The organism is Aeromonas sp. FDAARGOS 1406, assembly GCF_019048565.1.
Taxonomy (GTDB): Bacteria; Pseudomonadota; Gammaproteobacteria; order Enterobacterales; family Aeromonadaceae; genus Aeromonas; species Aeromonas caviae.
The window spans coordinates 2,165,382-2,191,878 of record NZ_CP077378.1; the positions used below are offsets into that span (position 1 = coordinate 2,165,382).

Below are 26,497 nucleotides of genomic sequence, written 5' to 3' on the forward strand. Positions count from 1 at the left end.
CCAGATTATGTACGTGTGTTTGTGCCGCGGCATCACAGATAACCAGATCCGCAAGGCGGTACAGGCAGGCAAGACTGAATTCCGACAGTTGAAACAGTCGCTGGAAGTCGGTACTCAATGTGGTAAATGTGTGCGCATGGCGATGGAGATCATCGCTACCGAAATCGACAAGATGGAGTCAGAGCAGGCACCGCTCTATTACGAAGTGGCGTAAAACCGCCGACTTCTCGTCTTCATCTCTCCTTCTGCCCTCCAGGGGACGACTTTCCCCATCACGTTATGGTAATGTTTCTGGACTAAGCTCTAGTGATCGTTGCCTAGGCTCGAACACGAGGAGTAATGTCGATGAAAGGAGATCCCAAAATCATTGCCCACCTCAACAAGGTGCTGGCCAATGAGCTGGTTGCCATCAACCAATACTTCCTGCATGCCCGCATCTATGATGACTGGGGCCTCAAAGGGCTGGGGCACAAGGAGTATCACGAATCCATCGATGAGATGAAACATGCCGACGAGCTGGTCAAGCGGGTGCTGTTTCTGGAAGGGCTGCCCAACTTGCAGGATCTGGGCAAGCTGCGCATCGGTGAGACGGTGGAAGAGATGCTGCGCTGTGACTTGTCTCTGGAGATGGACGCCATCCCCGACCTGAAAGTCGCCATCACCTATGCCGAGTCCGTGCAGGACTACGTCAGCCGCGACCTGTTTCAGGAGATCCTGGAAGATGAAGAGGAGCATGTGGACTGGCTGGAAACCCAGCTCGATCTCATCGCCCGCATCGGTCTGGAAAACTACCAGCAATCCCAGCTCCATGCCGAGTCATCCTGAATCGCGATGACATCAAGAGACAATCCCAACCCGCCCAGGCGGGTTTTTTCATGGCACCAGCGGCAGAGATCTTACCCAACGATACGGTAGCCAACCTGGTTGCTGACAAGGCAGGCCAGAGGCTGTCAGGATGGCAGGCGCCGGATTGAACCGCCTCCGGGATCACAGTTACGATGCATGGGGCAGCGGCAGGCGCCGCTTTCGATTAGGATACGACCCCATTCCCATCATTTTGCTACGGATGACCTCCATGGAACTGATTGCACGCGAGATGGCGCCCCACAAACGGGTTGCCCTGGTGGCTCACGACAACATGAAAGCCCCTCTGCTGAACTGGGTGCTGCGCCGCAAGGAGGAGCTCAAGCTCCACCATCTCTATGCGACCGGCACCACGGGTACCCTGCTCGGCAAGAAGGCACAGCTGCCCATTACCTGCCTCTTTTCCGGCCCCATGGGCGGGGATCAGCAGCTCGGCGCCCTCATCGCCGAAGGGAAGATAGACGTGATGATTTTCTTCTGGGATCCCCTCAATCCCGCCGCCCACGACCCTGACGTCAAGGCCCTGCTGCGCCTCGCGGCTGTCTGGAACATCCCGGTCGCTACCAACGAGGCGACGGCGGACTTCATCATGGACAGCCCACACATGCAGCAGGCATTCAGCGTCCAGGTGCCCGACTACGCCGGCTACCTCAAGGCCAGAACCGAATAAGCAACGCCAGACAGCAAAGAGCCGGAACAGATGTCCGGCTCTTTTCTTTCATGGGGGGAGAAGGTCAGCGCTGGAGGCTTTTCTGCGCGAATTTGGGCCTGGCATTCATGATCTGCTCCACCTGCTCGTCGCTCATCTTGCCCCGCGACAGCCCCAGAACCTTGTAGGTCAGCAGAGGGCGCGCTGGCAGGGCGATCATCAGGGCGCGGATCTGGTTCTCGTCCTCCTTCTCTCGCGTCGGCTTGCCGTAGGCGTAGGTGAGCACGCCGGCATCCATCAGGTTTTTGACGGCGGGTTCGGTGATCGGCAGGTTTATGACGCTTTTCCGTTGCAGTACGAACTCCCGCAGCACCGCCTTCTCGTTGAAGTCGAGGAAGCCAATCATCTGGGCCAGTTGATCCTGCTGGCGGCGGGACTGCCACTCGTCACAGGCCCACTCCCAGGCGATCAGGAAGCCCTGACTGCAGAAATAGGAGATGGCGATCAACATGCCGACCCCAAGCCAAGCCGCATGAGCCGTGGCCCACTGGCTCACGGCACCTTTCATCAATCCGGCCGGAAACAGCAGGATGATGCTGCAGCAGAGCAGCAGCCAGACCATCAGCCAGTTGAGGCGATTAAGCTGGTAAAAATGTTGGATCCACCGTTTCATCGTTCACCCTTCCCAAGTCAATGTGGACAGTAGCCAACTCGTAGCAATCGCTGTGCCAGCACAAGGATCCCCGTAAAAAGATCAGGATCCCGGACGGGAGAGTCGAGGGGGTTGTCACATCCTTTTACAACTTGTCGCGCGGATCATCTCCTGTTGGCCTTGCGCCTCACCGAGCCACTTGGTAAAAAGCCCGCACTGTCACTGGGGAGTAGCAACCCGCCCGAAATCCGGGCAGGGCCCATGTCAACACTCTTGGATCCGCAGATCCATGGCATGGGCGGCGATAGCACCTGTCGTCCTGCAAGACCTTTGGCCTCGATATGCACGCCAGCCGGGCGAGCCGTATCGGGTCCATCGGTTGTTCTGCTCGCCTGGCGGTTACTCATCATGCTGATCACCCTGCTGTTATTTCTGATCTCTGCCGTCACCATCTATCTGGCCTGCGAATACTTCGTCAACGGCATCGAATGGACCGGCCATCATTTCAAACTGTCCCAAAGCGCCACCGGTTCTCTGCTGGCCGCCCTCGGCACGGCCCTGCCCGAATGCATCGTCACCCTGACCGCCCTGCTGATGGAGGATGCCCCCGCCCAGCAGCAGATAGGCATAGGTGCTGCCCTCGGCGGCCCGCTGGTGCTGGCTACCATAGGCTATGCTGCCGTCGGCGTGACCCTGCTGCTGTGCATGAGCCGGGAGCACAGAGCCATCAATGGCGAGGTGCAGCGGGAGATAGGCCGCGATCAGACCTGGTTTGCTGGCATCTTCCTGTTGGCCGTGCTGCTTGGCATGGTGGCCTTCACCGGTAAAACCTGGCTGGCCCCCCTGTTCGTGCTGATCTACCTCCTCTATGTGCGACGTGAGCTGAAACAGACCGACAGCCACGATGCCGAATTGCCCTCCCCCCTCAAGCTGGATCCGCACGCCAGGATCCCGGCGCTCGGCAAGGTGCTGCTGCAAACCCTGATGGCGCTCGGTGTGGTGGCGCTGGCGGCTCAGCTGTTCGTTCACCAGCTGGAGAGCATGGGCGAGCTGTTCGGCCTCTCTCCGGTGCTGGCGGCCCTGTTGCTGAGCCCGGTGGCCACCGAAATGCCCGAGCTGATGAACGTGCTCATCTGGGTGCGGCAGGGCAAACACCGGCTGGCACTGGCCAATATCTCGGGGGCCATGATGATCCAGGGCACCATTCCCAAGGCGTTCTGCCTGCTGTTCACCCCCTGGCTGCTGGATAGCACCATGATGGCCTCCTCCCTGGTGACGCTGCTGGCGGTCGCGCTGCTGTGGAGGGGGTTCAGTCGGGAGCGGATGACGGCGGGCAGGCTCGCCCTGGTGGGACTGGTTTACCTGAGTTTATGCGGCTGGCTGATGATGAGCTGAGGGCCGGCATCTGCCTCTGGCGCAACAAGAAAGGGCAGGATCCCATCCTGCCCTTCATCTCACGGGGTAGTGTCAATCAGGCCGAGCCGAGGTCTTAGAACTGCTGGAACCAGCGCTGGATCTGGACCGGATCCTTGCTCTGGGTCAGGGCGAGCATCAGCAGCACCCGCGCTTTCTGCGGGTTGAGGGTCTCGGCGGCGACGAAGCCGTACTTGGCATCATCGATCTCCGCATCCAGGGTGGTGGAGCCGGTCGGCACGCGGGCGGAGCGCACCACTCGAATGCCGTCCTTGCTCGCCTTGGCGAGGGTGTCGAACAGGGAGTGGTAGAGGTTGCCGTTGCCCACCCCGGCGCTGACGATGCCGTCAAACTTGGCATCCACCAGCGCCTTGGCCGGCAGGTCCGAGGCGTTGGCGTAGCTGTAGACGATGCCGACCTGGGGCAACTTGTCGAGCTTGCTCACGTCGAACGGGGTCTTGCTGGTATGCAGACGGGCCGGGCTGCGCTGGTAGTCGATCTTGCCGTTGTGGATGTAGCCGAGCGGGCCGAAGTTGGGGGAGGCGAAGGTCTGCACTCCTGTGGTGTTGGTCTTGGTGACGTCGCGGGCATCCAGCACGGTGTCGTTCATTGCCACCATGACGCCACGCCCCTTTGAGGCGGGGTCGGAGGCGGTCACCACGGCGTTGTAGAGGTTCATCGGGCCGTCGGCGCTCATGGCGGTGGAGGGGCGCATGGCGCCCACCAGCACCACCGGCTTGTCGCTCTTGACGGTCAGATTGAGGAAGTAGGCGGTCTCCTCCATGGTGTCGGTGCCGTGGGTGATGACGATGCCGTCCACGTCATCCCTGGCCAGCAGCGCGTTGACGCGCTTGGCGAGCGTGAGCCACACCTCGTCGTTCATGTCCTGGGAGCCGATCTTGACCACCTGCTCACCCTGCACGTCGGCCACGTTTTTCATCTCGGGCACGGCGGCGATCAGCGTCTCGATGGCCACCTTGCCGGCCTCGTAGTTGGACTGGGTGGCAGACTGGCCCGCCCCGGCGATGGTGCCGCCGGTGGCCAGAATGTGCACGCTGGGCAGCGCCATAGCCATAGGGGAGAGGGTCAGGCCGAGCACGGCGGCGATCAGGGTCTTGCGAATGGGAAGGGTCATGCTGCAATCCTTTTGGATGAGGGAATTGCAGCATTTTTATTCTTTTTAAACGGGATTTAAGTGATCACTCTCACCAATAAAAAGAAGTAAACAGAATATTAGTCTGATTTATACCAATTAAGTGATGATTCACTCTACCTGAAAGCCTCTCGCCTCGATCAGGGCGATCAACTCGGCTTTGCTCAGATCGCTCTCGATGACGGCCTTGCGGCTGGCAAAGTCGACCGTGGCGGTGCGGACTGCTGGCTGGGCCAGCAGGGCCTTTCGCAGGCTGGCAGCGCAACCGCCGCAAGACATGCCGGTAACGGTGAGTTCGATGGTCATGGGCTCTCTCCTCTGTCGATGTGACATCAGCCTAAAGCTGCCGCCTCCGGCAAGGTCAAGGGTGAATGCCGATCCCGTCAACCCCAGGTCGTGCATCATGGCGGCGCCCCATCACCCCATCAGTCCCAGGTAGTTCATCAGGGTGGCCCCCAGGCTGGTGGTGACGAGCGAGCCCAGGGTGGTGGTGGCGATGATGTTGGCCGCGAGGGCACTGTCACCGCCCATGGCACGGGTCATCACATAGCTGGCGGCGGCGGTGGGGGTAGAGCTGATGAGAAACAGGATGCCGAGGGCCTGCGGGCTGAAGCCGAGCGCCCAGGCCCCCAGCACCAGCAGCACGGGGATGCAGCACAGCCGGTTGACCGTGGCCCAGCCGGTCAGCATGGCGCCGCCGCGCAGGGCCTTGAGGTTGAGGCTGGCACCGGTGCAGAGCAGGGCCAGTGGCAGGGTCATGTTGGCGAAATAGTTGCCCGTGCTGATAACCAGCTGGGGCAGTTCGATGCCGAGCAGACCGAAAGGCAGGGCCGCCAGAATGGCGATGATGAGGGGGTTTTTGACGATCCCCTTGAGTATGGGTGTGAGCCCCTTTCCGCCCCCCAGGCTGCGGGTCAGGGTGATCACCGCGAGGATGTTGTAGAGCACTGTGATGGAGCCCACCAGCAGGGCGGCGGCCCCTATCCCCTCCGGGCCGTAGGCGTTTTGCACATAGGCCAGCCCCATGATCCCCATGTTGCCGCGAAAGCTGCCCTGCACGAAGATGCCCCGCAGTTTCTGCTCGCTGATGAAACGGGCCGCCAGCACCTCCAGCACCAGGAAACCGGCGAGGGTGCCGAGCAGGCCGTAGAGGATGAGCCAGGGGCTCGGCATGGTGGAAAAATCGGTGCGCACCATGCTCAGAAACAAGAGAGCTGGCAGGGTGACCTGGAACACCAGACGGGAGGCTGACTCGACGAAGCTGTCGGGCAAAAGACCCAGCCGCTTGAGCCAGATGCCGAGTACCAGCACCAGACAAATGGGGCCCGTGATGGAGAGGGAGAAGTGCAGACTTGCCAACAGATCCATGATGCGCGTCCTGTGCAACGGCGAAGAAAGTCGCCTGGGAAAGGGCATTCTAACGCCATGGGCTTGTATTCACAGGAGTTAATCACAACAATGTCTGCATCCCGGTTGTCGCCCTCCCCTGTCACGGATCCCCCATGGAAAAGAAACTGACCATCCTCGATATCGCTCGCCTCAGCGGGGTCGGCAAGTCGACCGTCTCCCGGGTGCTCAATCAGGATCCCAAGGTCAATGCCCAGACCAGGGCCAGGGTCGAATCGGTGATCGCCCAGCACGGTTTCGTCCCGAGCAAATCGGCGCGGGCCATGCGCAGCCAGAGCCAGCAGGTGGTCGGCATCGTGGTGTCGCGCCTCGACTCCAGCTCCGAGAATCAGGCGGTGCGCGGCATGCTGGAGACCCTCTACCAGCGTGGCTACGACGCCGTGCTGATGGAGAGCAAGTTCTCCCCCGCCAAGGTGAGCGAGCACCTGGCGGTGCTGGAGCGGCGCGGGGTGGACGGCATCATCCTGTTTGCCTTCAACGATCTGGACTATGCCGCCATGGCGCCGCTCAGGGAGAAACTGGTGCTGATGGCCCGCGAGCGCCCCGGCTTCTCGTCGGTCTGCTTCGACGATGACGGGGCGGTGCGCGCCGTGCTCGCCCACCTCGGGGAGCGTGGCCTGACCGAGGTCGCCTATCTCGGGGTGGAACGCAGCGATCTCACCACTGGGCTGCGTCGGCATCAGGCTTACCTCGACTACTGTCGGGAACAGGGGCGCACACCCCGCAGCGCCCTCGGGGATCTCGGTCTGCAAAGCGGCTATCGGCTCGCGGCCGAGCTGCTCACCCCCACCACCCAGGCCATGGTCTGCGCCAGCGACACCCTGGCCATCGGCGCCGCCAAATACCTGCAGGAGCAGGGTCGCACCGACATCCTGGTGAGCGGCCTTGGCAGCAATCCCATGCTGACTTTCCTCTTTGCCAACACCCTCAGCCTGGATTTCGGCTACAAGGACGCCGGCATCCTGGCCGCCAGACAGCTGCTCGACCAGATTGAAGAGGGGCAGCCCCCCAGAGCGACCATCGCCCCCTGTCAGCCCCTGTAGTCTATCTTTTCCTCCATTCCCGGCGTTTTGCGCTTTTTGTGACCAGCGCCACGAATTGGGAACGTTCCCATTGCCGATGCCAGCCACTGGCTTCATGCTGATTGGGAACGATACCAATAAACGGGCGGTCCTTGGCCAGCCGGTAAAGACACGACCATTATTCATGGAGTCACAGAGGGAAGGCTCATGTCAAAAGTCAACACACAGCATCTGGCGCAGCTGATCGAGCGGATCGGCGGCAAAGAGAACATCACCACTGTCAGCCACTGCCTGACCCGGCTCAGGTTCGTGCTGGCCGATCCGGCCAAGGCCGACCCCAAGGCCATCGAGACCATCCCTTCGGTGAAGGGAAGCTTCACCCAGGGCGGCCAGTTCCAGGTGGTGATCGGCAACGAGGTGGATCAGTGGTACAAGGCGCTCACCCAGGAGATCGGCGTGAGCGGTGGCAGCAAGGAGGCCGCCAAGCAGGCCGCCCGCCACAACATGAACCCGTTGGAGCGCGGCATCTCCCACCTGGCGGAGATCTTCGTCCCCCTGCTGCCCGCCATCATCACCGGTGGTCTGATCCTGGGCTTTCGCAACGTCATCGGCGACATCAAGATGTTCGACGACGGCACCCACACCCTCACCGAGATCAGCCAGTTCTGGGCCCAGGTGCACGCCTTCCTCTGGCTGCTGGGTGAAGCCATCTTCCACTTCCTGCCGGTGGGTGTCTGCTGGTCTGCGGTGAAGAAGATGGGCGGCTCCGAGATCCTCGGCATCGTGCTGGGTATCACGCTGGTGTCGCCGCAACTGATGAACGCCTATGGCATCGGCCAGCAGACCCCGGAAGTGTGGGACTTCGGCCTCTTCGTCATCCAGAAGGTGGGGTATCAGGCCCAGGTCATTCCGGCCCTGCTGGCGGGTGTCTTCCTCGCCTGGGTGGAGACCAGCCTCAAGCGCATCATCCCGGCCTATCTCTACCTAGTGATTGTGCCCTTCATCTCCCTGCTGCTGGCGGTGATCGTGGCCCACGCCCTGATCGGTCCGTTCGGCCGCTGGATTGGTGACGGCGTCGGCTTTGCCGCCAAGGCGGCCATGACGGGTTCGTTTGCCCCCATCGGCGCAGCCCTGTTCGGCTTCCTCTATGCGCCCCTGGTCATCACCGGCATCCACCACACCACCAACGCGGTGGACCTGCAACTGATGCAGAGCATGGGCGGCACCCCCATCTGGCCGCTGATCGCCCTCTCCAACATCGCCCAGGCGTCTGCGGTCGTCGGCATCATCCTGATCAGCCGCAAGGAGAACGAGCGGGAGATCTCGGTCCCGGCCGCCATCTCCGCCTATCTCGGGGTGACCGAGCCGGCCATGTACGGCATCAACCTCAAGTACAAGTTCCCCATGTTGTGCGCCATGGTGGGCTCAAGCTGTGCGGCTCTCATCTGCGGCTTCGCCGGTGTGATGGCCAACGGCATCGGGGTGGGCGGCCTGCCGGGCATCCTCTCCATCCAGCCGCAATACTGGGGCATCTACGCCATCGCCATGCTGGTGGCCATCGTGGTCCCCGCCCTGCTGACCCTGCTGGTCTACAAGCGCCAGCAAGCTGCCGGCAAGCTGGATCTGGCCACGGCCTGATCCACACAACCTTGGCGGAGCCCTGGCTCCGCCCTTTATCGTTGCCCTGTTCCAACTAATCCGGTTTCAACCAATGAGCGAACCAACCATGACACAGACACCCTGGTGGCAAAGCGCCGTGATTTACCAGATCTACCCCAAAAGCTTTCAGGATTCCGGCGCCCGTGGCACCGGTGATCTCAAGGGGATCATGGCCCGCCTCGACTACCTCAAGACCCTCGGCGTCGATGCCCTCTGGCTGACCCCGGTCTACGTCTCCCCCCAGGTGGACAACGGCTACGACATCGCCGACTACCTGAATATTGATCCGGCCTACGGCACCATGAGCGATTTCGAAGCGCTCCTGGCCGCCGTCCATGCGCGCGGCATCCGCATCGTGATGGACATAGTGGTGAATCACACCTCCACCGAGCACGCCTGGTTCAAGTCGGCGCTGGGGGACAAGCACAGCCCCTATCGCGACTACTACATCTGGAAAGATCCGGTGGACGGCGGCGTGCCGAACAACTGGCAATCCAAGTTTGGCGGCAGCGCCTGGGAGCTGGACCCGACCACCGGCCAGTACTACCTGCACCTCTTTGCCCGCGAGCAGGCGGATCTCAACTGGGAGAACCCGGCCGTGCGCGCCGAGGTGAAGAAGATCATCCATTTCTGGGCGAAAAAAGGGGTCGACGGTTTCCGCCTCGACGTCATCAACCTCATCTCCAAGGATCAGGCATTCCCTGACGACGAGGTGGGGGATGGCCGCCGCTTCTACACCGACGGGCCGCGCATCCACGAATTTTTGCAGGATGTGAGCCGCGACGTCTTCGCCCCCGTGGGGGCCATGACGGTGGGCGAGATGTCTTCCACCAGCCTGGAACACTGCCAGCGCTATGGCGCGCTGGATGGCTCCGAGCTCTCCATGGTGTTCAACTTCCATCACCTCAAGGTGGATTACCCGGGCGGCGACAAGTGGACCAAGGCCCCGTTCGATTTCCTCGAACTCAAGCGCATCTTCAACCACTGGCAGAGCGGTATGCATGGCAAGGGGTGGTCGGCGCTCTTCTGGTGCAACCACGATCAGCCGCGCATCGTCTCCCGTTTCGGCGATGAGGGCGAGCATAGGGTGGTCGCCGCCAAGATGCTGGCCAGCACGCTGCACGGCCTGCAGGGGACGCCCTACATCTATCAGGGGGAGGAGATCGGCATGACCAACCCCGGTTATCAGCGCATCGATGACTATCAGGATGTGGAGAGCCGCAACATCTTCGCCATCAAGCAGGCGGAAGGGATGAGCGAGGCCGAGATCCTCGCCATTCTCGGCGCCAAGTCCCGGGACAACTCGCGCACCCCGATGCAGTGGAGCGCGGCCTCCAACGCCGGTTTCACCAGCGGGACGCCCTGGCTCAAGCCTGCCGCCAACTATTCCGAGATCAATGCCGAGGCGGCGCTGGCCGACCAGCACTCGGTGTTCTGGCACTACCGGGATTTGATCCGCCTGCGCAAGAGCCATCCCATCTTCACTCAGGGGGATTATCAGGAGCTGCTGGCAGGGCACCCGCAGATCTGGGCCTATGTCCGCCGCGCCGGCGGCCAGACTCTGGTGGTGGTGAGCAACTTCTACGGCGAGCCGGTGGAATTTGCCCTGCCTGCCGAGCTGCAAAGCGGGGAGGGGCGACTGCTGCTTGGCAACTACCCGGATAGCCCGGCCCGCCCGCAATCCTGCAAGCTGCGCCCTTACGAATCCCTGATCTGGCTGATGGAGCAATGATGACTGACGCAACGACAGTGCAGCGGCCCGCCGTGCGTGGCCCCGAGTGGCAGAAGATGGTGGCGGGAGCGCCCTATGATGCAGGGGACCCCGAACTGCGGGCTGCGCGGGAGCAGTGCCGCGCCCTGCTGGGAGAACTGAACCGGGAGCGAACCGATGCCCCTGGTTGGGATGAGCGCCTCACCCGCCTGCTGGGTGGCCGCGCAGAACGCTGTTTCATCACGCCCCCCTTCTTCTGCGACTATGGCGCCAACATCTTTGTCGGCGAGAATTTCTACGCCAATTTCAACTGCACCATCCTGGATGTGTGCGAGGTACACATAGGCGACAACGTGCTGCTGGCCCCCGGAGTGCAGATCTACACCGCTACCCACCCGGTGGCGGTAGCGCCGCGCATCAAGGGGGTGGAGTTCGGCAAGCCGGTGCGCATCGGCAACAACGTCTGGATTGGGGGCAGCGTCGTCATCTGCCCGGGCGTCACCATAGGGGACAACAGCGTCATCGGGGCGGGGTCCGTTGTCACCAGAGACATTCCGGCAGGCGTGGTGGCGGTCGGCAATCCCTGCCGGGTCTTGCGCCCCATGACGGCAGAGGAGCTGGCGCCCGGGGAACCTGGCTGACACAGAAGGGGCAGGCCGTACCTGCCCCTGTTCCTTTCCCTGACGGCGCTCCCGCAATGCCTGCAAGGCTTCGGCGCAACCCCCTCTTTACCCGGGCAGCAAGGCGCCGCAACGCTTGTGCTGTCCCATGACCACCAGAGTCTTGAAACTGCGCACCTGGTCCCTGGCATGGAGCACCCGACGGGTGAACTGCTCGTAACTTTGCATGTCCCTGGCGGCCACTTGCAGCACGAAGTCCTGCTCCCCCGTCACATACCAGAGATCCATCACCTCGGGTTCCCGCTGCAGGCTGGCGATCATCTCATCGACGATGCGGCCATGATCCCGCTCCAGGGTCACCAGCACCAGCATGGTGATGGGCCAGCCCATGGTGGACGGTGCCACCAGCGCCACTTCCCGCTCGATGAGACCGGACTCCCGCAAGGCGCGGACGCGGCGGTAGCAGGCTGGGGCGGAAAGACCGACCCTGTGGGCCAGCTCCGGCGTGGGCAGACGGGCATCCTGTTGCAGCTCGGCGAGGATGAGCAGATCAAATTTGTCGGTCATGGGGTTCATTAGATAAAAATTATCGCACAAGGCCAGTATTAGACCGGTTTTACCCAAGTCTCCAGATATATTTTACTGCCCATCGTCCTGCCCGGTATGAATACCATGCAACCCAATCCCAATGCCCTCTCCTCTCTTCTGGCCGTCCTGCTCGCCATGCTGTCGATCACCCTCGGCGCCTCCCTGGCCAAATCCCTGTTTCCCCTGCTCGGAGCCGCAGGCACGACCCTGTTCCGGCTGGGGTGCGCCGCCCTCCTTCTCTCCCTGGTGTTTCGCATCTGGCGTGTCCCCCTCGACCGACGCACCCTGCTGGGCGCCATCCCCTACGGCCTGTCGCTTGGGGCCATGAACCTGCTCTTCTATCTCGCCATCGCACGCATTCCCCTCGGTGTTGCCCTGGCCATCGAGTTCATCGGCCCCCTGACAGTAGCCCTGCTCTCCTCACGCCACCGGGCAGACTTCATCTGGCTGATACTGGCCATCGCCGGGCTGCTGCTGCTCTTGCCCCTGCGGGCAACACAGCAGGCCATCGATCCCCTGGGTGCCACACTGGCTCTCGGGGCTGGCCTCTTCTGGGGGCTCTATATGCTCACCGGAAAGCGGGCAGGAGCCTTGCTGGGCGCACAGGCTCCGGCGCTGGGCATGTGGGTGGGCACCCTGCTGGTATTGCCCTTCGGGCTGGAGGGTGCGATCGAGGCGTCATTCACCGTCCCCGTGATCCTCACCATCATCGGGGTGGGGCTGCTCTCGAGCGCCATCCCCTACTCTCTCGAGATGTTTGCCCTACGCCGCCTTCCCCTCAAGAGCTACGGCATTCTCACCAGCGGTGAACCGGCCATGGGAGCCTTGATGGGACTGGTATGGCTGGGCGAACAATTGCCCCCGTCCCAATGGCTCGGGATAACCGCCATCATCGCCGCCTCCATGGGCACCACCTGGCAGGCGGGTCGTCGACAAGCCGGCTCCGCCTGAACCAAAAAAAATCGGGGCCGGCGATGACCGGCCCCGGGGATGGCACGAGAGCGTCAGGACGAGTAGTCGTAACAGCGTTTGAGCTCGCCGAAGTCATAGAAGAAGCTGCCCACCGCAATGGGGGCGCAACCTGCCTTGAAGGCGAGTTCCTTCTCGTTGTAAAGCATCTTCACCAGCACCCGGCCGGCCTCGTTGCGGTAGACATCCCACTGGATGTTGGCCGCATAGGGAGAGACCCAGCCGCCACGCCATTCGTTGTTTTCCTGGCTCATCAGCACGCCGGGCTGGGCGCTCTGGCGGCTCCCTTCCAGCTTCATCAGGGCCGCCAGCGGGATCAGGGTCTCCGCATGTGCAAAGCGCAGCTTGGCGACATGCTCACCCGCCTCTTCCACCACCTGGGTCTGAACCTCGTTGAAGAGGCCGTCAAGCAGGGGCTGGGCCACGGCGTAGGTGGCGCTCTGGCTGGCAACACTCGGCCCCTTCTCGTAGAAGTCCTCGGCATCGGAAAGGTAGGAGAACCAGGCAGACTCCTCTGGCGTGATGAACTGCTCGAGATCCCAGGACCCGCCTTGTGCCTGCGCCTCCCGGATCATCCCCGGGCCGATGATGAAGAGGTTGTAGAGCATGAGGGCGGCGTCCACCTCGTCGCGCACATGGGTCTTGCCGCCGTCTTCCGGATTCACCGCCACGTAATCCACCCCGGCGGCCAGCTCGTCGACGAAGGCCTTGCTGTAGAGACGCTCGAGCATCTCGCGGGCCATCACCCGGGTCCTGGGCAGGGCCTTGAGCGCATCGAGGGCCTCGGTCAGCTCGGGAGCGGGAGCCACCCCGTTGTCTTCGTCCCCGACAAAGGCCTGATAGGCCTGGAAGGTGGGCAGATACCGGGTGTACTCCCCCTGCGGCTCGGTCTTGTGGAAGTAGAGCTCGAACTTGTTGCGCAGCCCCTTGTCGATCTCGGAAGGGTTCTCCTGGCTTACGTAACAGTCGGGGCTGTCGGTCACCAGAGAGACCCGTTTGGCCAGGCTCTGCATGAAGAAGTAGGCGCTTTCGTTGGCGCGATCCTTGCCCGATGTCTCGACCTTGAGGCAGAGGGGAGTCGATTCAGTGGCCAGCAGGGTGGGCAGCCGTTCGGCGAGCCGGGTCGCCAGGTTGGCGTGCTCCTCCTTGCCGAGCGCACTCAGCAGGCCATAGCCGAGGGTCTGGTTGGCGGCCGTGACGGCGTCCACCTTGGCGCCGAGCAGTTGGCCCAGCTCGGTCAAGGCACCCTGTCTCGCGGCCTCCTCCCACACCAGCTTGGTCAGCACATCGTATTTGGGGCTGGACAGCGAGCGGGAGCCATGGCGTGCCACCAGTTCGGTGAAGACGGGACTAAAGCCTTCAGGGGCAACCTCATAGCTGTTCATTGCCTGACGGGCGGCATAGACCGCCTTGGTGCTGTATTGATAGTCGCCGACGGCAGGCGAGGAGGAGTCGTTGCCCGAATTGCAGCCGCTCAGCAGGGTGGCCGCCACGCAGGCGGCAAGGGAAGAGACGCGAAACATAGTCATCCTTGAACCAGTGTGAAAATGAAGCCGCACAGTACGCACCGGATGTGACAATCTGGTGTCAGGTCTGGGACATGCACCTCTCTCCGGAAGGGTGACTCCCCTCCAACCCGTCTATGTCCCCCCACAAAACATCATTCATATTTTTTGAACGTGTAGGCCAGTTTATCTCGCTAACAATGACCGGGTGAGGCGCTTAATATTCACGCATCGCTTAGGCAGGAGCGCCAAGCCGCAAAACAATTGGTCGTTCATGGCAGTCCCTCATATATATGGGCGACAAACATCCGTGACAAAACAACACACCATTTGAATGACCTCTTGCAAGGATGCATTGATGCAGGCCTGTCAGGCCTTGCCAATGACATAAAAACCAAGAGAGTGAATGAACATGAAAAACGTGATCAAGATGCTGGCCGTTGCAGGCCTGATGAGTGCCGGTGTTGCCCAGGCTTCCGTCCCCGCCGACTTCAACGCCACCCCGGGTGTGCTGTTCGTGAACTGGCATGCCAGCGCCGCCATGGCCGGCAAGGCCAACCCCATGCTGGAGGTGCGCGATGAATCCGGTGATCTGGTGGCCTCCGTCCACGCCAACCTGATGGGTACCCAGCAGGTACAGATCCCGAGTCGCGCCCAGGGCAACCTGACCGTCAGCCTCGGCGATCAGAGCAGCGATTACCGCATCCCGTTCGGCATCGGCAGCGGCAATCCCCGCTGATCAACGCAGACGACGTCCCTCCCTGGTCTAGACACGCCGACCAGGCGAGAGATCAACGACAAGGGCGCCATCAAGGCGCCCTTGTCGTCGTTGCCGTCGGCACGCACGGCTACTGGGTGAAGACGGGACCGAAACCGGATCCCCACAGGATGGCCGTGGCAGCCAGCACGCAGACCAGCAACACCAGGCCGACCGTCACCACTGAGCTGGCGTAGATGAATCCCTGCTCCTTGGTGATGTGCATCAGGATGGGCACGCCGATATAGAGCAGGTAGACGGAATAGGTCAGCCCGACCAAACCGATGAGCATCACGAACCAGAGATGCGGGAAGAAAGCGGAGAAGCCCACCATGAAGAGTGGCGTGGAGGTGTAGGCCGCCAGCTCCAGCGAGGTCGTGTAGCTGGGATCCGAGCCGAAGGTATGCCCCATCCAGTGCACCAGATAGGAGAGTGCCAGCACGCCGATGATGAGGGTCACGTACATGGCGACCGACAGCTTGAATGCACTGTTGGCGGTCAGGGTGATGGGATCGCCGACCCCGATGCTCCAGCCGATGTGAACGGCGGAATAGTAGGCGCAGATGGGAGGGATAAGGGCCACGAGCAGGATGTGGGTCAGACTGTTTGTGAAGCTGTCGTGCCGCTCGTCTATGGTATGCCATTCGGTGTGGGGATGGGCATACAATCCCCATAAGTGATTCAATATCATAGCGTTATTCCTTCTCTACATCGGTGGTTGGCGGATCGATACCGGGCTTTCTCCTCTGATTGCGTCATGTCCGGGCGCTGGTGGCGCCATCGCTTGTCATGGCATGCGATGACTTTAAATAAAGTCGCTCCACCGCCGCTGCGTCAAGCAAGGTCGCCGGGACAGCCGGGAGGGATGGGAAGACAGCAGGAGGGCACCGGAGGCGGGCACTGATGGCACCCGCCGTCGGCGCTCCCGTCAATACTGCTTGGTTTTAGAGGCAAAACCCGCGAGGAAGAGACCGGTCAGGAACATGCCGCAGAAGGCTTCGATGGCCGACAGCAGTTGCAGCGGCGAGGAGGTCTGGGAGATGTCCCCATAACCCAGGGTCACGAAGGTGACGATGCTGAAATAGAGGGAGCGCCCCAGATGGCCGTGGGTTGCAGACTCCGGTGCCAGGAAATAGGTCAGGGTCGCCAGCAGGATCACCCCCATCGACATCAGCAGGCTTCTGATGGGACGCTCCCCAAACCCCCAGGTGATGAAGCTGATGAACTTGCCCGCGTACTTGAGATAGCACAACAGGGAGAGCCAGCACTTCGTCATCGGACCGCTGCGCAACCAGCGCTCCCGGAACAGCTCCCGCGGGCTCGCCAGGGACTTCATCTCGTGCAGCTTCTCCTTGTAGTAGCACTCGCCGGCGTCGACGGTGTCACCCACGCTGGAGAAGAGACGCTTGGCATTGCGATAGAGTTTGCTCGCCTCGTTGTGGTCGATCCGCCCATTGTCGTTGTAGACCACCTCCACCTTGTCCAGGTTGGTGTGCTCCATGGTGGCATCGAAGTTCTTGGCGCTGACGCTGAAGTTTTTCAGCACCGCCCGGGAGGAGTGGAAGCGGATCTCCTCGCACTCTATGGTGAAGTCCTGAAAGACCCCGTCCTCCAGCGCCAGCTCCCGCTTCTTGGCCCAGGCCCTGTGGTCCCACAGCAGGGAGTCGAACAGATCGAGCCCGATCACCCCGCCATTGACCCTGACCCCCTTGGCCGAGCAGTGCCACAGATAAACCTTGGAGTTGTTGACGGCCCCATCGAGAGAGAGCTCGTCGAGACAGGTAAAATCGAGCAACCGGCCGGAGATGATGGGGCTTTTGAGGGTAACACCGCCGATGTTGAGCAAACGATGCTTGCCCAGCACCTGGGCCTCCCCCTTGTTGTTCTCCGAGACCGAAAGCAGGCTTTGCACCCGTTTCACCTCGTCATTGCCATGTTTTCCCGCCAGCCACATGCTGTAAGGCTCGAAACGGGTCTCCGAGCGGATGAGGCCGCTCTTGCGCAGGGATTCCAGTGCACTCGAGGCGCTCTCATACAGGCGGACCTTGTCGTCGCTCATGTAGACACAAAGGCTCAGCACGCAGCGGGAGCTGATGAAGCGGGCGATGCCGATCTGGAAGATCACGCTTTTTTCTATCTTCTGCTCCGCCATCCAGTCGTCGAAATGGGGCAGCGACGCCACCAGCAGCGCCCAGATACGGGGATAATCGTTCTCACGCCGTCACTCGTTGAATTGCTCGGGGGAAAGCAGCCAAAGCTCTGTTGCATTCATAGATGACCTCAGTAATGGAGATGTTCTCGTCGGTGATTCTCTGTCAAGTGCAACCAATAGAAGCGAGCTTACAACAGCAACGAATGGCCCCTAAGAATCAGGAGAAAAAAAGTTAACCATTTGAAAAAAATGCATAAATGCTTTCTCACACACCAAAAAATGAACGCTCAGAGATAAAAAAAACTCCCGACCGGGAGCTTTTTCTATGGGCAGTACGCGATGGCGTTACGCCTCCAGGCTGATGCCGATGTTGGAGACGCCGTCCTGGGCCGCGAAGGCGCGGATGGCAAGGATGCGATCGCTGTCCCGTTCATGGGCCACCCGTTTGAGCAGTTCGACCTGGAACTCCAGCTCGGCCTCCATGTACTCGTGCTCATAGAGCTCCTCATCGCTGAGATCCCGCTCTTCCAGCATCTCTATGAAGCCGGCGACCGTGCCGACAGACGCATGGCTGGCGTCGTTGGCCTCTTCCCCCACCCGGCAGATCACCGAGTTGTAGGCACAACCCAGCGCCACGCAGGCGTCCAGTGCCGGATAGGCGCCGTAGGATTCAAACTTGCGGGGATCGGGAATGTAGACTTCAAACGCTTCCAGAATGGCACCAAGATTGACGCGGGATCCCTTGACCGTCAGGTAGTTCCACATCTGATCCAGCGCGTGACGGAATGCCCTCGCATCCCCGAAACCGGAGGCCTGGGTAAAGAGCACATAGTTGGGGTACATGCGCTCTGCCAGCGCCAGGGTATAGACGGTTTGCTGCCAGGGCTGCAGCTCGGCCAGTCGCTTATAAAACTTGTCACCAAACACTGGAGTCGGATCCTTTGCAAAATGTGGGGCAGATTGTAGCCCACGAGGGCCCCGTCTAAAAATGAAAAAGCGCCCTGCTCGACTATCTTGCCCGATCAACTGGGGTAAGATGGAGACAGCATCCCTCTCGCCTTGCCATAAACACGATAAGGAACAAGAGTATGAGCCAACGTACCCTGCTGCTGTTGAGTCAGGACAACAGCCACTATGAACGCCTGCTCAAGGCGGCCCATCTTCCCCATCTGCACATTCTTCGGGCCGACAATCAGGCCGAGGCCGAACAGCTTATCGGTGACGCTCATATCCTGATGGCCGAGCCTGCCCGGGCCAAGCCGCTGCTGGCCAAGGCCGGCAAGCTCAGCTGGCTCCAGTCCACTTATGCCGGGGTCGACGTGCTGCTGGACGCCAGTTGCCGCCGCGACTACCTGCTCACCAATGTCCGCGGCATCTTCGGCCCCTTGATGAGCGAGTATGTGTTCGGCCATCTGCTCAGCCTGACCCGCCAGTTGCCACTCTATCGCGAGCAGCAGCAACAGGGCGTCTGGCAGAGCCATCCCTATCAGGGCTTGAAGGGAAAGACGCTGCTGCTGCTCGGCACCGGCAGCATAGGGCAGCATATCGCCCACACCGGCAAACATTTTGGCATGAGGGTGCTCGGCATCAGCCACAGTGGCCGTGAGCGTGCCGGGTTCGATCAGGTGTACCAATTGCCGGCACTCAACAAGATGCTGGCCCAGGCCGATGTCATCGTCAGCGTGCTGCCCGCCACCCGCGAGACACGCCATCTCTTCACCGCCGAACGCTTCGGCCACTGCAAACCGGGCGCCATCTTCTTCAACGTCGGCAGGGGCAATGCCGTCCATGAGGGGGATCTGCTGGCGGCACTGCAAGCCGGCAAGCCCGCCATGGCGGTGCTCGATGTGTTCGAGCAGGAACCCCTGCCCGCTGACAGCCCGCTCTGGCACCAGCCCAATCTCATCGTGACGCCCCACAACAGCGCCTACAGCTTCCCGGAAGATGTGGCCCAGATTTTCATCCGCAACTACATCCGCTTCATCGATGGTCAGCAGCTGGACGGCAGGATCGACTTTGACAAGGGTTATTGAAGCCGTTCTGCAATGAAAAGGCCCCGCCAGTTTGCGGGGCCTTTTTCGTCAGGAGGGAGCCGTTCAGCCCGCCTCCATCTCTTTGCGGTAGCTCTTCACCTTGGCGAGGAACTGACGCTTGTCCTTACCGGAGAGCGGCTCCTCCATCGGCAGCTTGATCTTCATGGGATCCACCGGGCGGTTGTTGATGCGCACCTCGTAGTGCAGGTGAGCACCGGTGGAGCGGCCCGTGTTGCCGGAGAGGGCAATCTTGTCACCCATCTTCACCTTCTGGCCCGGCTTGACCAGCAGCTTGCTCAGGTGCAGATAACGGGTCATCAGGGTACGGCCGTGCTTGATCACGACATAGGTGCCTGCCAGCGGGTGGCTGGTTGCCTTGAGGACCACACCGTCACCGGTCGCCATGATGGGCGTGCCTACCGGCAAGGCAAAGTCGGTTCCCTCATGGGGCCGGACCTGCCCGGTAATGGGATGACGGCGATTCGGGTTGAAACTGGAGCTGACCCGGTAACGGCTGTGAGTCGGATAACGGCGGAAGCCGCGCTCCAGGCTGTTTGCCTGACCGTCATAATAGTTGCCATCTTCCGACAACCAAGCTGACACGGCCTTGCCCTGGCTGAACACCTCGACCCCCAGCAACTGGGTATTGCCCGTACTCTTGCCGTCGACCGTCTCCTGACGGACCAGCACCTTGAACTTGTCACCCTTTTTCAAATCCTTGGCGAAGTTGAGGCGCCACTGGAACAGGTTGGCAATCTTCTGGATGTGGTTGGCCGGGATCCCGGCATTGCGGGCGCTGACGTAGAAGCTGCCGTTGATGACACCGTCATAGCTCTTCTGTTGCCACTCCACCTCTTCATTGAGCATGTTGGCGCTATAGGTGTCGTCGGTACGCTCCAGCACCAGGGTCTGCTTGATGTTCAGGCGGATCTTCAACTGCTGCAGAATGTTGTCCTGATCGATCAGCAACTCGATGGTCTGACCGGGTTTGAGACGCGCCAAGTTGTTCTTGGCATCCGCATCCAGCACCTTGTAGAGGGTGGTGGTGGACAGCCCCAAGTTGTTGAAGATGGTGGTCAGGTTCTCGCCGTTGCGAACCCGGTAATCTTGCCATTGAGGCGTGGCATCGGCCGGGATGTCGTCTTCGGGAGCGGCTGACTCGACCAGCTCGTGATCCGGAATGTCGTTGAAGTCGGTGTTGTCTTCGTTGGTTGCGGTGCCCGTGGTGGCGATCGGCAACTCCAGACGCAGTGGCCGCTCCAGGATGTCACCGGGAGCTGGCAATACGGCTACCGCTGACAGCGTCATGGCCGTGAGCAATAGCATGGCATAGAAATGCTTGCGGGGAACCGGGGGTTCCCAATTGGCAGCCTGGGCTACCAAGGGACGGAGACGTTTCATCCGCTATCCTGTTATTAGATCTAAGGGTGGTGGTTGTGGGTCTGTTTTTATGAGTTTTTATTATGAAAACCGAATATCTGGCTTTTAGACCTAAATACTTACAAAAAGTTCATAGCTCCATGCACGAAACTCACATTTTATGCATAACCTTCCAGCATGGGCAGAAATGATCGTCATTTTCAGCCATTTTTTTCTATTTTTAAGAACCAAGTCCGGTTGTGGTGCTCTCCGGCCCAGAAAATGTTGCAAAAACATCTCCATGGAGTGGGTATGTCATTGGCAAAATTGGCAAAATTGTTAAATGTAATCATCCTAATCCTCTTCACCATCGGCGCCGCGCTGCTGCTCGTGCTGGAGATCACGACGGTACGACAGTCTATTCTCGACCAGATGTCGGCCAACCTTGAAACCGCCATCACCGCACTGGGGCTGGTGCTGCAGGGCACTCTGCTCAACGATGACAAGGTCCTTGCCGAGACCATAGTGAACGCCATGTTCGACGGAGGCTTCGTCAACTCCGTCGTTCTGCTGGATCCGGATGGCCAGGTGCTGTTCCAGAAGGTGTTCCACACCGCACAGCAAAATGTTCCAGGCTGGCTCCCCTCAGTTATCGACATGCCACCGGTCAAGATTGAGCAGGAGTTGACCGACGGCTGGCGCATTCTCGGTACCCTCACGCTCGAGGGACACAAGGGTTACGCCTACCAACATCTGTGGAACGCCATCAGTCGTACCGGACTTGCGCTGCTCGCCGGCCTGCTGGTGTTCAGCCTGGTGATCACCTGGGTGTGCCGCCGCCTGCTGCGCCCCCTCGAACAGATCAGTCTGCAACTGGCCCGGATCCGCAAACGCCAGTTCAGCGGCAACCTGCCAACCCCGTGGCTTCGCGAATTGCAGGAAGTCGTTGTCTCCATCAACCAGCTGGTCTCTGAACGCAAGCGGGACCTGCTGCAACAGCGGCTCAAGATCACCCAGCTTGGCAAGCACGACGCTCTCCCGACCCACCAGAAGCTCGTTGGGCTGGTCGACACCGATGGCAACACCTATCAGCAGCATTTCTTCTCCACTCAGGGGAGTATCAGGCTCTACAGCCGCCTGCTACCCAAGCCCCCCCCCACCACGGACAGTTCGCCGGATGAAATTCGGGGGCTGCTCAACGACTGGCTGACTCAGAAGGCGGAAGGGCTCCAGCTGCCTCTCAGCCTGCTCGGCCACCCAGACTGGGCGCAGTTTGCCCCCGTGCTGACCAGCGCTCGTGGCAAGACGCTGGACTGGCGCTGGGATCTGGCGATCTTCCCCCCCCTGGCCGAGGAACGACTGACCGCACTCCAGTCCCAGGGGATTGAGCTGGCATTCAGCAACATCCCGATGAACAACGACAATCTGGCCAGGCTCGACCCCATCAGACCTGTCTTCATCAGTTGCCAGCTCACCCAGTCCCCCCTTTATTGGAACCTGCTCTCCCAATGCCTCCATGCTTCCGGCTACACCTTGCTGGCGGAAGCCGGCGACGTAAGCGATGTGGACATGCTGCGCAGTTGGGGCATCGATGGTTATGCCACTCAGGAGAATGCATCATGAGGATCCCGCTGCTGCTGCTCGCCCTGCTGTGGCAACCGACCCTGCACGCGACCACCATGACCATAGGCACAGGGGGGGAGCAAGGCATCTATTACCAGGTCATCAAGGAGTTCTGCAGACTGGCCAAAAAAAGTGACCCCACGATGCCCTGCAAACTACAGGCCAGCTCCGGGTCCATCGAAAATCTCCGCCAGCTGAAAACGGGAGAGGTACCCTATGCGCTCGTCCAGTCCGACTGGCTCTATCAGGCCAGCCAGGGCACCGGGCCTTTCACTGCCCAGCCACAACCCGAGCTGAGGGCGCTCTTTGCCACCCACGCCGAACCTTTCACCATAGTGGTGCGAGCCGATGGGGATATCACCACCCTGGAGCAGCTCAAGCTGGCCCCCATCGACATGGGCCTGAAGAGTTCAGGGACTCGTCAAACGGCATTGGCCCTGTTCAATGTTCTGGGCGCAAAGGAGCAGGATCTCGATTTGAAGAGCGTCGCCAATCTCACCGAAGCGTTGTGCAATAAACAGATCGATGCCTATGGCCTTGTCATGGGTCATCCCAACCGCATCGTGCTGGACACCGCCAAGCGCTGCGCCGTGCGCTTCCTGGCGATCGAGGGGCCCGTAAGGGACCAGCTGCTCAAAGGGGTCAGGTATTACCAGCGCAGCCAGGTGCCGGCACGCATCTACCCGGGCAACCTCAAGGCAACCCCCACCTTCGCCATCGCCGCCACCCTGGTGACCAATGCCGCCACTCCCGATGACGAGGTCTATCGGCTGACCCGGGCCATGCTGAGCCAGCAAACCAGTTTCAACGAACAGACCTATGGCTATGCGAACCTGTTTCACAAGGCGCGCAACAAAATAGGCCCGGTGCTGAGTGTCGAACAGCATCCGGGCGCGGGAAAATATTTCGAGGAGTTGAAGGCGGCGGGCAAGTTATAGCTGGCGACGGGGGGAGCGCAGATGCTCGCTGGAGAACCGGCTCTGCATCGAGGTCCACTGGGCCAGGCGATCGGCACTCCCCGCCAGGGTTCCCTCGCGGCGGGATTTCATGATCCAGATGCTTTTGGCATCGAAACTGTAAACCGGCTGCAGATCATTGCGCTTGCTCCCCGGCAGGATGCGGCCATTGATGTTGTCCAGCACCAGGGGATCTGACTTGATGGTCGGGAAGTACAACGTCACCATGTGGAACTGGTTGTAACGAATTGCCTTCACATAGGCCAGCCGCAGCTTCTTCTCGTCGACCCCCAGCTCCATCAGGGTGTAGTACTTGGCAATGCTGTAGTCCTCGCAATCCCCGCCTCTCGCCCCGATGAACTCCAGCGGATTGGCCCAATAATCATCATCCCCCCACAGTCTGGGATCCTCGCTGTAGGTCAGGTTGTTGAAGTAGTTGTTCACCAGCTCCAGCTTCTGCTGGTCCGTCGTTCCGGCCCTTGGCGTCAGCAGACGAGAGAAGGCCTCGGACCGCTGGATCGCTCTGGCGCCATAGACCGCCTGCATTTTTGCCCTGAGTTCCGGGCTGGCGATGTGTTCGGAAAGACCGGATGCCTGTACGCCGGATCCCAGCAGGGTCAGCGTGCAGGCAGAGACGAGCAACCATTTCATGACTGACACTCCATATCAGATGCTGGAGGTCAGTATAGTTGGCCGCACCGCCTCTATCGTCAATGTCGGGCAAGGCCTAGCGGCACTGGGCGAAGGCGTCCGCCAACTGCTGCATGAATTGCGTATAACCGTCCGGACCGAGCGGCACCTGCTCGCCGACTTCGTCCAGCAGCAGCACCTTGGCCCCGGTATTGCGGGCAACCGACTCGATCACCGCCGGGGAGAACTGCGGCTCGGCGTAGATGCAGCTCGCCTTTTTCTCTTCCAGCGCCTTGCGGATGTCAATCAGCGTCTTGGCTCCCGGGCGACGCTCCGGGCTCACGGTGAAGTGTCCCTTGGAACTCATGCCGTAGTGGCGCTCCCAGTATCCATAGGCTTCGTGGAACACGAAGTAGCCCTTCTGATCTACCGCCTTCATCTGCACGGCGATCACCTTGTCTAGGGCGTCAACCTTGCCCTCGAAGGCCGCGAGATTGGCGGCATAGCGCGCCTGGTTGGCAGGATCCAGCTTGCCCAGTTCGGTCGCAATCGCCTTGGCAATCACCTTGGCCTGGGTTGGACCCAGCCAGATGTGGGGATCCACCCCTTCGTGGTGGTGCCCTTCATGGCCCTCGTCGTGCGAGCCGTGGTCGTGGGCGGCATGGTCATGATCCTTGTCATCATGGTGATGATCGTCATGTTCCCCCTGGGTCGCATAGTTGTACAGCGGCATGCCGGGAACCTGGGTCAGGGTCAATACATGAGGATGCCGGGCCAGGGGTTTGGCCATGAAGCCTTCCAGCTCGGGACCGACCCACACCACCAGATCGGCCTCCTTGATGTTGCGCATGTCGGAAGGGCGCAGGGAAAAATCGTGGGGCGACGCGCCGGTGGGCAGCAGCACCCCGGGCTCGCTCACGCCATCGGTGATCGCCGCCGCGATGAAGCCCAGGGGTTTGATGGTGGTCAGCACCTCGAGGGCACGGACAGGCAGACTCACCGCCATCAGGGCAGTGATCAGAGCAAGAATTCGCATAGAGGTCTCGTCAGGGAGTATGTGTGTGATAATATAACAAACCAACGTCGCTGTTATATTATAACTCTCACAGGCTGTAAACCCCGGAGCTGTCATGACCCAACTGGTGGAGCTGAAAGAGGTCTGTCTCTCATTTGACGGACGACTCGTGCTCGACAAGGTCTCCTTTACCCTGAACAAAGGCAAAATCACCACCCTGGTCGGCCCCAACGGGGCGGGCAAGAGCACTCTGAGCAAGCTGGTGCTGGGCTTGCTCCGCCCAGATTCGGGGGACATCATCCGGCGCCGCGATCTGCGGATCGGCTATGTACCCCAGCGCCTCTATCTGGACCCCACCCTCCCCCTGACGGTGCGCCGCTTCCTGCAACTTGGCAAAAACAGCCGCCTCTCCATCGAGGAGGCGCTCAATCGGGTCGGTGCCCAGGATCTGCTGGACAACCGGATGCAGAAGCTCTCCGGTGGCGAGATGCAGCGGGTACTGCTGGCCCGCGCCCTGCTGGTCAAGCCCGAGCTGCTGGTGCTGGACGAACCGGTGCAAGGGGTAGATATCACGGGCCAGATCGAGCTCTATGCCCTCATCAGCCAGCTGGCCGCCGAGTTCCACTGCGCCGTGCTGATGGTCTCCCACGATCTGCACCTGGTGATGGCCAGCACTCACGAGGTGATCTGCCTCAATCGCCACGTCTGCTGCCACGGCGAGCCGGAGAGCGTGGCCCGGCACCCGGAATTTGCCCGCCTGTTCGGGCGACCGGAGCGGGAGGTGCTGGCGGTCTATACCCACCATCACCACTGCGATGGCGAACACCATCATCATGAACCGCAGGCTCCCGTCATCCGCCTGCCCTCTCGCAACAACTAGGATCTTCACGTGGACAGCTTTCTGTTATACGCCCTCGCGGCCGGACTCGGCATCGCCCTGCTGGCCGGGCCCCTGGGCAGCTTCGTGGTGTGGCGCAAGATGGCCTATTTTGGCGACACCCTCTCCCATGCCTGCCTCTTCGGCATCGCCCTCGGCATCCTGCTGCAGGTGGACCTCACCCTGGCGGTCGTGGTCTGCTGCCTCGCCATGGCAATGCTGCTGGTCATCATGAGCCGCAACCAGCAGGTGGCCACCGACACCCTGCTCGGCATTCTGGCCCACAGCGCCCTGTCGCTGGGTCTGGTCACCCTGAGCTTCATGGACAACGTGCGGGTGGACCTGATGGCCTACCTGTTTGGCGACCTGCTCTCGGTGCAGCCCATGGACCTGCTCTGGATCTACGGCGGCGGCGCCCTGGTGCTGCTCACCCTGTGGCGACTCTGGGATCCCCTGCTCTCCATGACCATCTCGGAAGAGCTGGCCCGGGTGGAAGGGGTACGGGTGGATGTGCTGCGCTGCGTGCTGATGTTGCTGATAGGCCTGGTCATCGCCGTGGCCATGAAGTTCGTCGGGGCGCTCATCATCACCTCCTTGCTGATCATTCCCGCCGCCACCGCCCGCCGCTTCAGCCAGACTCCGGAGCAGATGGCCGGCTTTGCCGCCCTGACAGGCTGTCTCGCCGTGCTGGGGGGCCTTGCCCTCTCCTGGTATCAGGACACCCCGGCCGGTCCCTCGGTCGTAGTCTGCGCCACCACCCTCTTTGTACTGAGCCAGTTCAAGCGCACCTGACCCGCTCCTGATGGCCCTGGTCTCGCCAGTGCCATCAGGCCTCCCGAATCAGACTCCTGTGCCGTCCATTCTGCATAGGGCGCCCAGCACG

Annotated in this window: 26 protein-coding genes, 1 pseudogene and 1 riboswitch; of the genes and pseudogenes, 15 read left to right on the plus strand and 12 right to left on the minus strand. The window is 61.0% G+C overall.

All coding sequences use genetic code 11. The features are described from left to right. Nucleotides 1-7 precede the first annotated feature (7 nt). The 3 genes from I6L36_RS10160 (at nucleotide 8) to I6L36_RS10170 (ending at nucleotide 1,534) form a co-directional block, all read left to right on the plus strand. Nucleotides 8-214 carry a bacterioferritin-associated ferredoxin gene (locus I6L36_RS10160; RefSeq protein WP_039039715.1) on the plus strand — a complete coding sequence of 69 codons (207 nt, stop codon included), beginning with the start codon at nucleotides 8-10 and terminating at the stop codon, nucleotides 212-214. Between the two features lie 131 nt (nucleotides 215-345). After that, complete coding sequence (bfr, locus tag I6L36_RS10165) at nucleotides 346-825, plus strand: bacterioferritin (RefSeq protein ID WP_010675778.1); 480 nt, start codon at nucleotides 346-348, stop codon at nucleotides 823-825. Nucleotides 826-1,075: 250 nt separating this feature from the next. Next, nucleotides 1,076-1,534, plus strand: coding sequence for a methylglyoxal synthase (locus tag I6L36_RS10170; RefSeq protein ID WP_041211864.1), 459 nt, complete (start codon nucleotides 1,076-1,078; stop codon nucleotides 1,532-1,534). Between the two features lie 64 nt (nucleotides 1,535-1,598). Here I6L36_RS10170 and I6L36_RS10175 read toward each other — a convergent pair whose 3' ends face one another. Next, entirely contained in the window at nucleotides 1,599-2,186 is a 588-nt protein-coding gene (locus tag I6L36_RS10175) for a superinfection exclusion B family protein (RefSeq protein WP_010675780.1), read from the minus strand. Between the two features lie 191 nt (nucleotides 2,187-2,377). Next, nucleotides 2,378-2,484, plus strand: a riboswitch (yybP-ykoY riboswitch). An 89-nt stretch (nucleotides 2,485-2,573) separates the two neighbouring features. On the opposite strand from I6L36_RS10175, the gene I6L36_RS10180 reads away from it, so the two are divergent. Continuing rightward, nucleotides 2,574-3,560 carry a sodium:calcium antiporter gene (locus I6L36_RS10180; RefSeq protein ID WP_162540489.1) on the plus strand — a complete coding sequence of 329 codons (987 nt, stop codon included), beginning with the start codon at nucleotides 2,574-2,576 and terminating at the stop codon, nucleotides 3,558-3,560. Between the two features lie 94 nt (nucleotides 3,561-3,654). Here the strand turns inward: I6L36_RS10180 and ansB are convergent, their stop codons facing one another. The 3 genes from ansB to I6L36_RS10195 all read right to left on the minus strand — a co-directional run bounded on the left by ansB (nucleotide 3,655) and on the right by I6L36_RS10195 (nucleotide 6,099). Continuing rightward, entirely contained in the window at nucleotides 3,655-4,713 is a 1,059-nt protein-coding gene (ansB, locus tag I6L36_RS10185) for an L-asparaginase 2 (protein WP_109111752.1), read from the minus strand. 129 nt (nucleotides 4,714-4,842) lie between these two features. Further along, a complete protein-coding gene (locus tag I6L36_RS10190; RefSeq protein WP_109111751.1) occupies nucleotides 4,843-5,037 on the minus strand; it encodes a heavy-metal-associated domain-containing protein in 195 nt (64 codons plus the stop codon). A gap of 111 nt (nucleotides 5,038-5,148) precedes the next feature. After that, a complete protein-coding gene (locus I6L36_RS10195; protein WP_010675784.1) occupies nucleotides 5,149-6,099 on the minus strand; it encodes an AEC family transporter in 951 nt (316 codons plus the stop codon). 134 nt (nucleotides 6,100-6,233) lie between these two features. On the opposite strand from I6L36_RS10195, the gene treR reads away from it, so the two are divergent. The 4 genes from treR (at nucleotide 6,234) to I6L36_RS10215 (ending at nucleotide 11,171) form a co-directional block, all read left to right on the plus strand. Next, nucleotides 6,234-7,181 carry a trehalose operon repressor TreR gene (gene treR / locus I6L36_RS10200; RefSeq protein ID WP_041211765.1) on the plus strand — a complete coding sequence of 316 codons (948 nt, stop codon included), beginning with the start codon at nucleotides 6,234-6,236 and terminating at the stop codon, nucleotides 7,179-7,181. Between the two features lie 186 nt (nucleotides 7,182-7,367). Further along, entirely contained in the window at nucleotides 7,368-8,798 is a 1,431-nt protein-coding gene (treB, locus tag I6L36_RS10205; RefSeq protein WP_039039721.1) for a PTS trehalose transporter subunit IIBC, read from the plus strand. 88 nt (nucleotides 8,799-8,886) lie between these two features. After that, nucleotides 8,887-10,551 (plus strand): alpha,alpha-phosphotrehalase, encoded by a 1,665-nt coding sequence (gene treC / locus I6L36_RS10210; RefSeq protein ID WP_109111750.1) that lies wholly within the window; start codon nucleotides 8,887-8,889, stop codon nucleotides 10,549-10,551. Beyond that, nucleotides 10,551-11,171 carry a sugar O-acetyltransferase gene (locus I6L36_RS10215; protein ID WP_029314833.1) on the plus strand — a complete coding sequence of 207 codons (621 nt, stop codon included), beginning with the start codon at nucleotides 10,551-10,553 and terminating at the stop codon, nucleotides 11,169-11,171. The genes treC and I6L36_RS10215 overlap by 1 nt, the downstream gene beginning before the upstream one ends. An 87-nt stretch (nucleotides 11,172-11,258) precedes the next feature. On the opposite strand, the gene I6L36_RS10220 is transcribed toward I6L36_RS10215, so the two are convergent. After that, nucleotides 11,259-11,717, minus strand: coding sequence for an Lrp/AsnC family transcriptional regulator (locus tag I6L36_RS10220; RefSeq protein WP_039039724.1), 459 nt, complete (start codon nucleotides 11,715-11,717; stop codon nucleotides 11,259-11,261). Between the two features lie 96 nt (nucleotides 11,718-11,813). Between I6L36_RS10220 and I6L36_RS10225 the strand changes: the two genes are divergently transcribed. Next, entirely contained in the window at nucleotides 11,814-12,689 is an 876-nt protein-coding gene (locus I6L36_RS10225) for a DMT family transporter (protein ID WP_109111749.1), read from the plus strand. 53 nt (nucleotides 12,690-12,742) lie between these two features. On the opposite strand, the gene I6L36_RS10230 is transcribed toward I6L36_RS10225, so the two are convergent. Beyond that, complete coding sequence (locus I6L36_RS10230; RefSeq protein WP_109111748.1) at nucleotides 12,743-14,236, minus strand: histidine-type phosphatase; 1,494 nt, start codon at nucleotides 14,234-14,236, stop codon at nucleotides 12,743-12,745. Between the two features lie 382 nt (nucleotides 14,237-14,618). On the opposite strand from I6L36_RS10230, the gene I6L36_RS10235 reads away from it, so the two are divergent. After that, complete coding sequence (locus I6L36_RS10235) at nucleotides 14,619-14,951, plus strand: hypothetical protein (RefSeq protein ID WP_039039727.1); 333 nt, start codon at nucleotides 14,619-14,621, stop codon at nucleotides 14,949-14,951. Nucleotides 14,952-15,060: 109 nt separating this feature from the next. On the opposite strand, the gene I6L36_RS10240 is transcribed toward I6L36_RS10235, so the two are convergent. The 3 genes and pseudogenes from I6L36_RS10240 to I6L36_RS10250 all read right to left on the minus strand — a co-directional run bounded on the left by I6L36_RS10240 (nucleotide 15,061) and on the right by I6L36_RS10250 (nucleotide 18,048). Beyond that, nucleotides 15,061-15,660 carry a Yip1 family protein gene (locus I6L36_RS10240; RefSeq protein WP_109111747.1) on the minus strand — a complete coding sequence of 200 codons (600 nt, stop codon included), beginning with the start codon at nucleotides 15,658-15,660 and terminating at the stop codon, nucleotides 15,061-15,063. Between the two features lie 237 nt (nucleotides 15,661-15,897). Then, nucleotides 15,898-17,241 (minus strand): annotated as a pseudogene (locus I6L36_RS10245) (potassium channel family protein). Between the two features lie 225 nt (nucleotides 17,242-17,466). Next, a complete protein-coding gene (locus I6L36_RS10250; RefSeq protein WP_042864483.1) occupies nucleotides 17,467-18,048 on the minus strand; it encodes a YjaG family protein in 582 nt (193 codons plus the stop codon). A gap of 161 nt (nucleotides 18,049-18,209) precedes the next feature. Between I6L36_RS10250 and I6L36_RS10255 the strand changes: the two genes are divergently transcribed. After that, nucleotides 18,210-19,154, plus strand: coding sequence for a D-2-hydroxyacid dehydrogenase (locus I6L36_RS10255; RefSeq protein WP_043152907.1), 945 nt, complete (start codon nucleotides 18,210-18,212; stop codon nucleotides 19,152-19,154). A gap of 63 nt (nucleotides 19,155-19,217) precedes the next feature. Here I6L36_RS10255 and mepM read toward each other — a convergent pair whose 3' ends face one another. Next, the gene (gene mepM, locus I6L36_RS10260) at nucleotides 19,218-20,555 is read right to left on the minus strand and encodes a murein DD-endopeptidase MepM (protein ID WP_109111746.1); all 1,338 of its coding nucleotides are present in this window, start codon (nucleotides 20,553-20,555) and stop codon (nucleotides 19,218-19,220) included. A gap of 270 nt (nucleotides 20,556-20,825) precedes the next feature. Between mepM and I6L36_RS10265 the strand changes: the two genes are divergently transcribed. Further along, entirely contained in the window at nucleotides 20,826-22,136 is a 1,311-nt protein-coding gene (locus I6L36_RS10265) for a LapD/MoxY N-terminal periplasmic domain-containing protein (RefSeq protein WP_109111745.1), read from the plus strand. After that, nucleotides 22,133-23,074, plus strand: a complete 942-nt coding sequence (locus I6L36_RS10270; RefSeq protein WP_109111744.1) for a TAXI family TRAP transporter solute-binding subunit — start codon at nucleotides 22,133-22,135, stop codon at nucleotides 23,072-23,074. The genes I6L36_RS10265 and I6L36_RS10270 overlap by 4 nt, the downstream gene beginning before the upstream one ends. Here I6L36_RS10270 and I6L36_RS10275 read toward each other — a convergent pair. Then, entirely contained in the window at nucleotides 23,069-23,743 is a 675-nt protein-coding gene (locus I6L36_RS10275) for a transglutaminase-like cysteine peptidase (protein WP_109111743.1), read from the minus strand. The genes I6L36_RS10270 and I6L36_RS10275 overlap by 6 nt on opposite strands. A gap of 76 nt (nucleotides 23,744-23,819) precedes the next feature. Then, nucleotides 23,820-24,758, minus strand: coding sequence for a zinc ABC transporter substrate-binding protein ZnuA (gene znuA / locus I6L36_RS10280; protein WP_109111742.1), 939 nt, complete (start codon nucleotides 24,756-24,758; stop codon nucleotides 23,820-23,822). A gap of 94 nt (nucleotides 24,759-24,852) precedes the next feature. On the opposite strand from znuA, the gene znuC reads away from it, so the two are divergent. Together znuC and znuB are read left to right on the plus strand one after the other, a co-directional pair. Beyond that, the gene (gene znuC, locus I6L36_RS10285; protein ID WP_109111741.1) at nucleotides 24,853-25,617 is read left to right on the plus strand and encodes a zinc ABC transporter ATP-binding protein ZnuC; all 765 of its coding nucleotides are present in this window, start codon (nucleotides 24,853-24,855) and stop codon (nucleotides 25,615-25,617) included. A gap of 9 nt (nucleotides 25,618-25,626) precedes the next feature. After that, complete coding sequence (gene znuB / locus I6L36_RS10290; RefSeq protein ID WP_010672803.1) at nucleotides 25,627-26,406, plus strand: zinc ABC transporter permease subunit ZnuB; 780 nt, start codon at nucleotides 25,627-25,629, stop codon at nucleotides 26,404-26,406. Nucleotides 26,407-26,497: the final 91 nt, after the last annotated feature.